Origin of the sequence: Nocardia sp. CA-107356, assembly GCF_050946365.1 — a bacterium.
GTDB lineage: Bacteria > Actinomycetota > Actinomycetes > Mycobacteriales > Mycobacteriaceae > Nocardia.
On record NZ_CP191992.1, the window covers coordinates 5692712 to 5705467 of the forward strand.

At 64.7% G+C, this 12756-nt stretch carries 8 protein-coding genes; 3 read left to right on the forward strand and 5 right to left on the reverse strand.

Annotated elements, in window-relative coordinates; all coding sequences use genetic code 11:
• Positions 1 to 601: 601 nt before the first annotated feature.
• Together ACQP1G_RS25755 and ACQP1G_RS25760 are read left to right on the forward strand one after the other, a co-directional pair.
• The gene (locus ACQP1G_RS25755; protein WP_433208807.1) at positions 602 to 1378 is read left to right on the forward strand and encodes an IS3 family transposase; all 777 of its coding nucleotides are present in this window, start codon (positions 602 to 604) and stop codon (positions 1376 to 1378) included.
• Positions 1353 to 2252 (forward strand): IS110 family transposase, encoded by a 900-nt coding sequence (locus ACQP1G_RS25760; protein ID WP_433208810.1) that lies wholly within the window; start codon positions 1353 to 1355, stop codon positions 2250 to 2252. Before ACQP1G_RS25755 ends, ACQP1G_RS25760 begins: the two co-directional genes overlap by 26 nt.
• Positions 2253 to 2478: 226 nt before the next feature.
• Here the strand turns inward: ACQP1G_RS25760 and ACQP1G_RS25765 are convergent, their stop codons facing one another.
• From ACQP1G_RS25765 to ACQP1G_RS25785, 5 genes are all read right to left on the reverse strand, one after another.
• A complete protein-coding gene (locus ACQP1G_RS25765) occupies positions 2479 to 4077 on the reverse strand; it encodes a PfaD family polyunsaturated fatty acid/polyketide biosynthesis protein (protein WP_433192148.1) in 1599 nt (532 codons plus the stop codon).
• On the reverse strand, positions 4071 to 4436 hold the full coding sequence (locus ACQP1G_RS25770; RefSeq protein WP_433192149.1) for a hypothetical protein: 366 nt from the start codon (positions 4434 to 4436) through the stop codon (positions 4071 to 4073). Before ACQP1G_RS25770 ends, ACQP1G_RS25765 begins: the two co-directional genes overlap by 7 nt.
• On the reverse strand, positions 4433 to 10498 hold the full coding sequence (locus ACQP1G_RS25775; RefSeq protein ID WP_433192150.1) for an SDR family NAD(P)-dependent oxidoreductase: 6066 nt from the start codon (positions 10496 to 10498) through the stop codon (positions 4433 to 4435). Before ACQP1G_RS25775 ends, ACQP1G_RS25770 begins: the two co-directional genes overlap by 4 nt.
• 35 nt (positions 10499 to 10533) lie before the next feature.
• Positions 10534 to 11145, reverse strand: a complete 612-nt coding sequence (locus tag ACQP1G_RS25780) for an SGNH/GDSL hydrolase family protein (RefSeq protein WP_433192151.1) — start codon at positions 11143 to 11145, stop codon at positions 10534 to 10536.
• Positions 11146 to 11980: 835 nt separating this feature from the next.
• The gene (locus ACQP1G_RS25785; protein ID WP_433192152.1) at positions 11981 to 12145 is read right to left on the reverse strand and encodes a hypothetical protein; all 165 of its coding nucleotides are present in this window, start codon (positions 12143 to 12145) and stop codon (positions 11981 to 11983) included.
• A 60-nt stretch (positions 12146 to 12205) separates the two neighbouring features.
• Between ACQP1G_RS25785 and ACQP1G_RS25790 the strand changes: the two genes are divergently transcribed.
• On the forward strand, positions 12206 to 12652 hold the full coding sequence (locus ACQP1G_RS25790) for a hypothetical protein (RefSeq protein WP_433192153.1): 447 nt from the start codon (positions 12206 to 12208) through the stop codon (positions 12650 to 12652).
• The last annotated feature ends 104 nt before the right edge of the window (positions 12653 to 12756 follow it).

A 12756-nucleotide genomic window follows, 5' to 3' on the forward strand; every position in this document is an offset into this window, starting at 1 on the left:
GTGTTTTCCGGTGGTCGATAACCCTGGCGAGAACGCGCAGCGCCCTACTTACGAGCCTCTGTGGGCTGGCCTCCGATGAGCTGTTCGCGATCCCAGCTCACCCGCACGGCGCCGGTCTTCCTCAGAGCTCGAAGCTCACGAATCACGGGGCGTCTGGTCGTGCGGGAGGGCTCGAACCACGAGCTATCCCAATCGATTACGACGGCCGGACAGGGCCGACACACCGTGTCGATGCCCTGCCCGACCGATCCCGCCGCCACCTCGCCCGCGGCCTTGCACGAGAGCTCCAAGCCCCGGTTGTTGGTAGGGGTCGAGGTAGCGACGTTCACCGCCCACCGCTGCAGCCCTTACAGAAGGACTTCTCGCCCAAGGAGATTCGCAGCAGTCGGTGGCCGGCAAGTAGATCGGTCCGGCCGTGGCGCTCGCTGTCTTGCAAGAGGACTCGCGGGCCCCGCGAGCAGCCAGGAGTCACCGTGGCCGAACCAACGCAACGATCACCAACACCACCCCACGCCGGTCTCGGATTGGACCTCAAGAGTCCCGATAGCGGCAGGCGTCCGGGGTGCCGAACCAATCGCTACGAAATAAGTAGGTTGTTGGGCTGCACAGATCCACCTACCGGCGGTTGCCGCCGGCACAGACTCCGGCCGATCCGGATGCCGGTCTGCGGGCGTGGCTGCCCTCGTATGCGACGAAACACCCGTGCCATGGGTTCCGCCGTGCCTGGGCGGCGTTGCGGTTCGACGAGGGCAGCGTGGTCAACAAGAAGCGGGTGCATCGGCTGTGGCGCGAGGAGGGCCTGCAGGTGCGTGAGCGTCACCCGCGCAAACGGGCCGGTGTCTCGTCGGTGCCGCCGACCGAGGCGGATGCGCCGAAAGTGGTGTGGGCGTTGGATTTCCAGTTCGACTCCGCCACGGACGGGCGGGCGGTGAAGATCGCGTCGATGGTCGACGAGCACACCCGCGAATCGCTGCTGCATCTGGTCGAGCGCTCGATCACTGCCGATCGCCTCGTGGCTGAACTCGAGCGGGTGTTCGCCGTCCGCGGTGCGCCGAAGGTGCTGCGGCTCGACAACAGTCCGGAGATGATTTCCCAAGCGCTGCAACGGTTCTGCGGCGACAAGGTGGGGATCGTCTACATCCCGCCGGGCACGCCGTGGAACAACGGCTATGTCGAGTCGTTCAAACGCCGACTACGTACCGAGTGTCTCAACCGCAACCATTGGACAACTCTGCTCGAGGCCCGCGTGGTGATCGGCGACTTCAAGCAAGACCATAACCGGCGGCATCGACATTCGGCGCTGGGCTATCTGACCCCGGCCGAGTACGCTGCGGCCTGCACCCACACCCACCATCCGGTGGTCTGCAGCATCAACTGAATCTGAACGAAACAACCCGGACTCGACTACTGGATGGTCGCGTTATCGGGGACAGGTCACTCGTACGGCGGAGAAGAACCAAGTCGAGAAACTCCTCAAGGATGCGTGGATCAAACTCTCGGTCGTGGCGTCCGATATTTTCGGGGTGTCCGGGCGAGAGATGATGGCCGCGTTGATCAGCGGCGAGCGTGATCCGAAGGTGCTGGCACAGATGGCGCGATCACGAATGCGCACCAAGATCGGCCAACACGAGGAGGCGTTCAACGGACACTTCGGTAACCATCACCGGTTTCTGCTGGCCCGGACGCTGGCCCGGATCGACGGTATCACCGCCGACATCAACGCCGTCGATGAACAGATCGAGGCGCAGTTGACCCCTTTCGCCCCGGCGGCGGCGCGCCTGGATGAGATCCCCGGCATCGGCCCGGTCGCCGCCGCGATCATCATCGCCGAGGTCGGCACCGACATGTCCCGGTTCCCAACCGCGGGGCACCTGTGCTCCTGGGCGAAGTTCTCCCCGGGCATCAACTCCTCGGCAGGCAAGACCAAGGGCAACGGATCCACCGGGCACGGCAACCGCTACCTCGCCAGGGTCCTCGGCGAAGCCGCAGTCGCCGCTGGGCGGACCAAAACATTCCTCGGTGAACGCTACCGGCGCATCGCCAGACGCCGGGGCAAGAAACGCGCCGTCGTCGCCATCCGCCGTTCCATCCTCGTGATCGTCTGGCACCTGCTCCACGACCACAACACCGCATTCATAGATCTCGGCGCCGATCACTTCACCCATCACATCAACCCGGATAACAAGCGCCGCAGTCACGTTCGCCAACTCGAAGCCCTCGGCTACACCGTCACCCTCACCCCCGCCGCCTGACCCTTTCACAACCAACAACAACCGGTGTCGGCTCTGCCGACAGCTACCGCCTGCCCGCTCACCATCATTTTCGGATTAGGTGACGATCGACTATCTCGACGGTGCGCCGCGGTGAGTGGGCCGCGCCAGCCGCGCTGGCGGAATATTTGCCCCGAGCGTTCGAATCGCTCGCGATACAACAGCTCCCACACCAGCCCAACCCGTTGTCCGGTTGTAGCCGTCGATTTCATTGCTGCTCCTCGCGGTGGACGGTGTGCTTAACCAACGGGGTCGGTCGGTAGCTGGAACAATCGGCGGGCAGTCGCACACCGGCCAGGCGCAGCTGGTTGATCCGGGAGGCGAATGCGGCACCTCGCATGATGTGCGTGGCGACGTCGACGACGGTGCGGTTGGCAGGCGCTGCGAGATAGGTTGCGGTCACCCACTGGTTGAACGCACCCATTGCTGGGCCGCACCAGATTTGGTAGTCCGCCACGCGGTCGGGTGTGCCCTGAATGCCCCACCCTGAGGACAGCCCAAGGTACCAGCGGAACACCAGCGCCATGCGTCGCTTGGGAGTGTCATGGGCACGCTGGATCTGGTCCGGATCACGCTCGGCGAAAAAGCGTTCGCAGTCTTGCCACACCGCCGACAACGGCCGATGAAACACGCGATCTTCAAGTTCGGCACGCTCAGTGACTGGAATGGACTCGATCGAATCATTGGCCCGGTACACCTCGTACAGTCGTTTGGCCCGACCTGCGAACATCGTCCCCCGCTTGAGCACCTGGACATCGACACCCATCTCGAACATGTCGGCCGACGGCGCCATCGCACAGTCCGTTTCCTCAGCCGTGGCGAGCAAATCCTTCACCACGGCCGACTGGTTGGCTTCAACACACGCCTGATTGATCGACCCAGTGACCGCATATGCCGCGCCGAGGCCGAACGCGGCCGCCGCCGCGACCGGCGTTCCGATGCCCCCGGCCGCACCTACCCGGACCGAGTGCAGGTAGCCGAGTTCGCGCTGGATCCGGTCGCGCAACGCGATGATCTGTGGGAGCAGCACGACGAGCGGTCGGCGATCGGTATGGCCCCCGGAATCGGCTTCGGCGGTGAGGTCGTCGGCCATCGGAACCTGCAGTGCCAGCTCGGCTTGCTCCTCGGTGATCGCTCGGTCCGCCACCAGCTGACCGAGCATGGCTTGCGGTGCCGGCCGAAGAAATCGTTCGGCGACCTCAGCCCGCGATACTTTGGCGATCACCCGGTGGCCTACCACGATCCGGCCGTTCCCATCCCTGCTCAATCCGGCGGCTCGGTAGTGCACGACCTGCGGGGTCAGATCAAGGAATGCAGACGCTTCGACACAATGCACCTGGTGGCGCAGGAACAGCTGCACAGCGGCCCGCTCCAGCGCAAGCTCGTTTGGGCTATGGATCAGGTTCGCGGCGAACGGTTTTCCTGACGTATCCCGCTTAATCCGACCTAGAGCCTCATCGATTCGATCCGGCGCCAGTCCGCCCGCCCCGAAAGAGCTGAGATAGCCCGCATTGGACAAGGCAATCACCATATCCGCCGAAGCGATGCCATTGGCCATCGCGCCGGTGGCATAGGCCGTCCGGACACGATGTGTGCTCAGAAAGCCGCGTTCACCAAGGGACTCGGGCGGCAATGCCGGGACCGAAGCCAAGACTTGCGTAGTGCGGGCCGAGGTTGGGTCGGTGGTGACGCCGATCCCATGCTCGTCGCGCACCACGAAACAAGGTCGATCCAACTGAAGCAATTCGCGATACACATCGGTGGATTCGCGGGCAATATCTCGCGCGGTGTGCATCCGGTTCACCATGGCTGTGCGTCCTTTTCTCGAAGTTCGACCGTGAGGTCGCTCAGTTCGTAAACCGGCATTTCTTGTTTCCATATGCTGGCATCCGCAGCGCTCTGGGCGAGCGGCTTGGACACGGCCTCGTCGCAGTTCGGAGTCAGCGCATCGGATCCGGCCGGGCACCAGGTCCCAGCCAACGGCCGGAGCTGGAGCGCTGCCTGTGCCCGCAGCGCACTGACGTGTGCAACAACCAGCGCCGTCCGCACTCGGGCGAGTACCGACGCCTCTGATGGCAGCGGCGACAGCATGTTCTCCGGCTTCCGGGACTCCAGCCACATCACCGAGTCGAAGGGTTCACCGATGAACTCGAGAGCCGTGCTCATGACACGCTCTCCCCGGAGGCTCCCTCTCCCGGGTGCCAAGAGCGCACGGCCTCGCGGAACTTCGCCGTCATGTCTTTTGTGGACACCATGGTGATAGCGGTGAAGCGCTGCAGCACCTCTCCATGCAGGGTGGCAGCGGTCGCGTTCGTCGTGATGGTCGCGTCCGTGGAGCAGACGTCGTCGACCACGAGGAGGAACGGTTCGTTGTCAGGCAGCGGGGCGAAGTAGTCCGCGGCACCGATGTCCAGCGGCAGGCAGGCGTCGCCGAGGAGGTCCGTACCCAGTACAGCCGGGCCTTGCAGCAGCAGGTCGGCGAGGACCGGGCTGTGGAGCCGACCCGTATATGCCGTGCCAGCGACGTCCGCAAGTCGGCACAGCAGCACCAACCGGGAGGATGACCGACCCAGGACTCGCCGGAGGCCCTGCAGGCGGGGTCCGTGAAACAGGGTGCCGTGGCGATAAATTTCCGGCCCGTCCTCCGGTCCGTCCGCGAACGGCAGGACCTCCATGCGCGGCGCGGTCTGGGGCGCGGTCGCGAGCTCAAGGGTGGCCGCGTAGTGCGGTATGAGCTGACCGGCGTCGGTCTGGCTGCGCACTGTGGCGCGCACCTGGATCCGGTCGCCGTGCGAAATACCGGGTTCGACGTGGGTCTGGTAGCCGGAGCACATGGCGTTGTCGAAGACAATTCCCTTGTGCACCTGGAAGTTCGTCACGTGCACGACGCACATGCCTGGATGTGCTCGCTCCACCGTGTTGATCAGCCAGCCCAGGCCGAAAGTGGCCGGAAAAACCGGGTGCGCCCCGATCCGATGTGCCTGCAGTACCGGATCGGCCGCGGCATCGCCGATGTCACGCCGCGCGGTGAAAGCAAGTGATGGCACCACACACTGTCCGCCGAGCGCCACGCTGTCGCCGATGAGCACCCGTAGGTCGCTGGCATGGTCCTCGGTGAACTGTTCGACAAAGGCGCGCGCGCCGACCTCGACGTCGAGCAGTGAGATGCCCCTAGTCGTGAACAGCTCCCGCAGATCGTCGGTGACCATACCGCCGTTCCAGGCGCTCCAGTCGATGGCGGTCACGTGCGTATCGGGGTGCGCGTGCTTCCAGCCGGCAGCGAACCGGCACAACGCCTCGTTGGCCGCAGCATAGTCGGCCTGCCCAGGGTTGCCCAGCAGCCCTGCCACCGAGGTGAATAGCACCAGGTGTTGTAGTGCTGGACTGTCCACGGCGTCGAGTACGTGACGCAGCCCGTCGAGCTTGGACCGGAAAACCCGCTCGACCTGTGCGGCGGTCTTGTCCGCAAGCCGGGCATCGGCGAGCACGCCTGCGCCGTGGACCAGTCCGGTGATTCGGCCGCGGTGTTCGGACAACGCGAGGTCGACAGCGGCCGCGTCGGCGATATCGACGGCGAGGTAGGCGGCGCGCTTCCCGAGCATGGCCAGGTTTTTCCGGACCTCCCGCTGAGCGAGCAAATCATCGCGCACCCGCGCCACATGCTGGGGGGTCGGGCGGTTATCGTCCAGTGACAGCGCAACGATGGCGGCCGACTGGAGCTCGTTGTCGGCGACGCCGCTCGCCCAGCTCGGTTCAGCACCCAGTTCGGTTCGGCCGAGTAGCAGGAACCGGGCGTTCGTGTATCCGGCGAGCGCATGTACGCAATGGGCGGTGATGCCACGTGCTCCGCCGGTCACCAGGACGAGGTCCTCCGATGTCAGGGTGAGAACTTCCCTGTCCGGGTCGGGGCCGACAGTCGATACCTGCTGGGCCGAACCGTGTCTGCTGGGCAGCACGGTCCAGCGGGCACAGGTGGCATCGACGCCCACTTCGGCGGTGTCGATCGCCGCGTCGCGGATCTCATCGAGCACCGCGTCGACGAATTCGGCACCGGGCAGCTGGAGGGCGACATCGACCGAGCGGCAGAACAATCCTGGCCGTTCCCCGGCCAGTGTCTTGACCACGCCGCTGACGCCGCCGACCAGCGACGGGGCAGCGCCGCAGTGGCCGTGCAAGCCGAGGCCGCCGTCGAGCCGGGTGATCGTGACAAATCCGGCTCGGCTCGACGTGGGGTCCAGTACCGTCGCGGCCCGCCGGGCGAGCATTATCGTCTCGGCGAGATACCGCCGCGCGCCCGCCCAATCCCGCTCGGTCTCGGCCAACGAGAGGCACAGGTCGATTCGCCCAATGAACAGTGCCTCGATGTCAGAGGCGTGTCGTGCCCGACGCACGGTCCACCCCTGGGCGGTCAGACCGGTCACAAGCGCGTCGCCGCCGACATGCCCGTCGTCCACCAGCACCACGACTGGGTCGGCGCAGTAGGGCTTTTCGATCGTATCGATGGCGGGCAGTCTGGTCAGTTCGACGGTGTGGCGACGCGTCTGCGCCGCCTCATGCGCTTTTGGGTCGACATCACCTGTTTCAGTGAGGACGGCGACGACCTGGTTCACGGTGCGCAACTCACCGAGCATTTCTGGACCGATGTCAGGCAACCCGGGCACCCGATCCCGTATCGCCGCGAAGACCTGGACTTTCTTGATCGAGTCGACACCAAGATCCGTCTCCAGATCCATCGCCGGATCAATCATGCCCACCGGGTACCCGGTCTTCTCCGCAATTACCTCGACCAGCGACGACCTCAACTCCACGCGGGCCACACCGTTCACCATTTCCGTTTCAGCTTCGCTGGCGGGTAACGGGGCAGTTTGCAGTGTCGGTTCCGGGGGCGGAGTGGGTAGGGGGGCTTCCGGCGCGAGGCGAAACTCACGTACGGGTCGCTCTGGCAAACCGGCCATACCGTGCACCTCGTCTGCGTCGCGGTCGTGCTCTGTGGTTGGTGTCCAGGTCGGGGCGGATCTTCGGATAGTGGCGTGTCGAGGGGATCCGGTCTCCAACTCGGCGAGAGTTGCCAAGATCTCGCTCGCCCGAGCGTGAGCCCGGCCGATGGCCTCGCTCTGCCGGGTGATCGCCTGCACCGCTTCCGCAGTGGGTGGATCGAGCGGTTGCCGCAGCACCTCCGCCACCCGCTCGCCCACCCGCAGCTGACTCTCCAGGTACTGGCTATGTGCGGCGAGATGTTGGTCCACGGGATTGAGCACGGTGTCCTCCATGAGTGTTACCGGAGTAGCGGATGGATCGGTGGTAGGTAGAGTCGAGGTGATCACCGGGGCCATTTGCCCGGGCGTCGGCGTGGAAGCTTTGTTTTTCAAACCAGTTGAGTCGGCAAGCGCACCTTCTAGTCGGTAACCGTCCGCCAGCGCCGCCTCGTAGGCCGCGCGGCGTTGTTCGGGCACGTACTCCGCGCCAGAGATCGTCACGCTCATGCCACTGGAGGTGACGGGTTCAGCAACGGGAGGTTCGGTGTATCGGTTGATGCCTGACAGCGGTGCACCGAGCACGGCAAGCCGCACAGCTGCGCGTTTGAGCGCCACGTCGCTGTTGCCGAGCGGTCCCGCGTCCGTGGGGATGGCGCAGACCTCGTCGCCGAGTGTCTGCCTCACGAACTGGGTGAGCACCTGCTTGGGCCCGAACTCGACGAAGACGGTGACGCCATCAGCGCGCATACCCTTCAGGACCGCGACGAATTCAACAGGTTCAAGCAACTGTTGGACCAACGTGCGTGCATTCGCTCCCGTGTCGTCTCCGTAGAAGGCGCCGGGCGAGTTCGCGTACACCGGGCCGGTCGGCGTTGTGATGCACACCGCGTCCACCTCGGGTTGGAAAAGGTCGACCGCATGTGCCACGTGGCAGGTGTGGAAGGCCGCGGCAACCGGCAGGAGGCGCGCCGTGACATTCCGCCGACCGCACTCCTTGACCAGCCGCTTGACGTCCTCGGTGCCGCCTCCGACGACCACCTGCTCAGGCGCATTGTGGTTGCAGATGGTTAGGTCCGGAAATGCGGTAAGGATGTCCGTGACCTGCTCGCGGCTGGCCTTTACCGCAGCCATTGTGCCCGAGTCCCCCTCGGCCACTGGCGCCATTGCCCGGCCGCGCGCCGCGGCAAGACGGAAGTAGTCTGCATCAGATATCGAACCTGCCGCCCATAACGCGGTCAACTCGCCGAAGCTGTGCCCGGCGAAGGCGTTACAGACCAAGCCGAGCTCGCTGAGGTAGACGAACTGCCCCACAGACAGGGCCCCGATCGCCGGCTGCGCATACTCGGTGCGCCGCAAATCCGCCTCCTGACGCTTGCGCAGCGCCCCGTCGAATACCGGAGGCGGAAACACCACCTGGGCCAGCCGAGGTGCCGCGCCTGCGAAACAGGCATTGGCACGATCGAACACTTGCGCAACAGCCGGGTTGTTCAGGGCGGCTTCCAGCCCCATGTTCAGATACTGGCTGCCCTGACCGGCGAACAACGCACCAATGCGCAGGCCAGGCAGCGCTTGGCGACGGAAGAAAACGCCCGCAGGATGGGACCACTCTTCGCCAACCTCATCCCCGGACAAGTACTCGATCGCCAGCTCCCGCAGGGCGGTGGCCTCCTCCTCGTCGCTGGCGACGAACCCGACCCTGGCATGGATGGCCGGGATGTCACCGTCATCGCTTGCCGGCGCCGCACTGCGCAGCAGTTCGAGCAAGCACTCCTTGTCGGGTGCGTGCCATAAGTAGGCCATCGGGGTGCGGTGCAACATTCGCAGCCCTGTTCGGTCTGTCCGGTGTTCCTCCAGAACGAAGTGGAAGTTCGTCCCACCAAAGCCCATTGAAGACACAGCAGCCCTTCGGACAGGGCGGTCCGGGTCGAGGATCCACGGGCGTGTCCACCTGTTGACGTAGAATGGGGCGTCAGCGGAGTCGAGGGCGCTGTTGGGTTCCTCGACGTTGATCGTGCCAGGCAGCACTTTCTGGTGCAGCGCGAACGCGAGCTTCATCAGGCCGGCAGTGCCCGCAGTGCCTTTGGTATGTCCGATCTGGGATTTCACGCTACCCAGCGCGGCGAAGCGCGGTTCGTCGGAGGCGGCGCGAAGCAGGTCACCGAGAGCGGACAGCTCGGTGCGGTCACCGACTGCGGTCCCGGTGGCGTGCGCCTCGAATAATTCGACCGATCCTGGTGAGCAGTCAGCGTCAGCATAGGCCCGGTCCAGAGCGACCCGCTGGCCTTCTGCGCGCGGTGCATAGATGCTCGCCCCCCGCCCGTCGCTGGAGGACCCAATACCACGCAGCACCGCATAGATGCGGTTTCCGTCCCGCTCCGCGTCACCGAGCCGCTTCAGCCCAAGCATGCCGATACCCTCGCCGAGCAACGTGCCGTCCGCAGAGGCCGCGAACGGGCTGATCCGGTCGCTGTGTGAGAGCGCCTCGACTTTCGAAAAGCACATGTACATGAAGATGGAGGTATCGGTGTCCACCCCGCCGGTGATCATCATGTCGGCACGACCATCGACAAGTTCGGCAACCGCTACCCGGATCGCCGCCAGCGACGCCGCGCATGCTGCGTCGACCGTGCAATTCATCCCACCGAGCCCGAGACGGTTGGCCACTCGCCCCGCGACCACATTGAACTCCAGCCCAGGGAAGGTGTTCTCCTCCCATGGTGCGAACGCTGTGACGTACCTGTTGGCGATCTCGTCGGCGTCCCGCGCGGACATCCCGCAGCTGCGCACCACCTCCTTCAGCACCGGTGTGGACAACCGGGCCGCCAGCGGATGCGTAAGCGGGACTGCGCCGGTGGTGCCGAGCACCACACCGGTGCGTGACGGGGCATACCACGTCGATCCCGGCGCGCCTGCGTCGAGCAGTAGGTCCCGTGCCACGCCGAGGCTAAGCAGCTGCATCGTGCTGGTGATCCCCAACTGGTTGGGCGGCAGCCCGAATTCGACCGGGTCGAACTCGATATTCGGCAGGAACCCCCCACGCCGGGAGTAAGTCTTGTCTCGCGCCGCGGGGTCAGGATCGTAGTAGTCCGTCACCGACCACCGTGACTCAGGCACGTCCTGAGTGCAGTCCGTCCCAACGAAGACGTTCTGCCAATACTCCCGATGTGTCCGTGCCATGGGAAACAGACCCGACATTCCCACAATGGCAATCGGGGTACGGGCGAGCCGCCGGTCGGCGAAGTCCGCGTCCATCTAGGTGTTCTCCTCAGGGTTGCTTGATATCTGGGTCAGGCTGCGGTGAACAGACCCGAACTCTGGGTCAGGCTCACAAGTTCCTCGGCGAAATGCTGGTGTAACCGCGGGCCGGGATGCAGCCGGTCGGCGTCCCACATCGTCGGCTCACGCCATACCTGCGGCCGACACAAGTCGATGCAGGTCACACCGGTGTCCTCGGCGATTTCCGCGAGAGCCTCGTTGGCCTCGGCGAAACGATCGCGAAGCGCGCGACGCACCGACTCGGAGACCTCGAGATTTCCCGGGATATCTGGGTAGTTGGCCGTCACCACTATGGTGTCCGCACCGGTGAGAGCATCGAAGATGGTGCGCAAGTTGTGCTGGAAGAGCGCAGCGTCGTAGTGCTGACGGCTGGCGAGCAGGTCGTTCGCGCCGACGAAAGCAACCACCAGCGGAGCCTTACCGCGCACTGCGTGCGGGAGTTGGTGGTGCACCGCATGCTGGACGGTCGCGCCGTACTCGGCAAGGTTGTGCACGCTCCGTGGCGGCAGGTTTGTCATAGAAGAGAATCTCGAAACCCACCCGCGATGTCCGCCATCCGGCGCGGGATCCCCCCAACCTGCCGAGACGCTGTCACCGAGAACAGTGAGCAGATATCTAGACATGACCCGTCCTTTCACTCATTGATCATTCGCAGTTGGACATCGACTTCCCGAGGCTGGCCGCCCCAGGTTGTCGCCGCCTATTCCGAGTTCGCGGATCCGTGTCGACGCCGATATGTGCAACCGAAGTTTCATCAGTTACTCCATCGCGGTTCGAGATCAACGCAAGCAGTTTCGACGGACGGTCAAGCTGATCTGTCGCCGGTATCCCACCCGCTGGCCGTCGCCACGTCGAGGAGGTGGTTGCCGAGCAGACCCACCGGCACAACCTGGAGGGCGGCACCGGTCTCAACTGGCGGAAGTCAACTAACACCCGCACGTGTCGGCGGCGGAGATTGCTGAGCTCACGCCACCCGCGGAAACAAGTGGAGGCGCCAGCCAGGTGCGCCCGTACGAAATATCGGTATCGCTGCACAGGCGACAGTCGGAGGTCATCCGCGTAGATACCGTCCACTCGGTCGACCAGCGTGCAGTGTCGGTGGAAGCGCTCGATACACGCACTGGGCGGAGTGTCGTCGTTCGCGATCACCAAGGCGGCACCCGACACGGGCTCGATAGCGGAGTGCGCGTGGACCCAGCGTCCGTCGACCGAGTCAACTCGATCGACCACCCTGTGCTCAATCTTTGCGTCGGCTTCCGTGTACAGCGACACATGTTTCTGCCCAGGACATGCCGTATGACTGATACGAGCGTCGACGTCCGGGCAGGACCAGTACCCAGCAAACATGCTGCCAACACCTCTTGACCGAGCACTTGACGCTCCGCAAACCAGGATCGCGTCACCACACCCGCGGCCTCCGCTGTACGGCGACCAGCACGCACACCACTCTGCCTCTGGCTATTCAACCGGCATGAGGTCGCTGGCAGGATCGGACCATCGTGTTGAGGCGCGGCCGATCGAGACGCAGGCCGCCAACTGGTCAGCCAGTTCGTGCGGCGGATCGAGCCGCTCCAGTGCATGCCACACGTCCTCGATATCGAACTGTGGAGTCTCGTGAGTCATGGCGGCCACTCGTCTAAGGTCGTAACAATTAGGTGACACCAACCGGCAAACTATGAGCCGATGCCGACCGGCATGGGTGACAGTAAAGCGCTCCCAGGGGGAACACATCACCCGAAGGTGGAGTTTGGCCGCTGGGAGTGTCTGGAGTTCAGCGTCATCCTCAATGGCGACACTGCCGATATCCGCACTCAATGCGGGAGAAAATGCCAGTCAGGTGCAGGATATGACGGTCAGCGCGATGGTGGAGTTCAGCTCGGCGGGGACAGCCCGCAGATACCAGCGGTGCTGGACGCGATCGAGGTGCTCAACCCGACGGTGGCCGACCGCGAGTGCGAGCTGGTCGGATCCTGGCCGACAATGCCTATTCCAGTCGCCGCCTATTCCAGTCGCCGCAACCGCGGATGGCTGCAGCCAACGCGGCATCGAGGTAACCATCCCGGTTCCGACGGGCCAGGCCACGCACCGTCGCAACCGCAGCCGCACCGGCGGGCGGCCACCATCATTTGACCCCGTGATCTACCGTGCCCACAACGCCGTCGAGCGTGGCATCAACCAGATCAAACAACACCGAGCGGTGGCGACGAGAATACGACTGTGAGTATGAGTGCCGC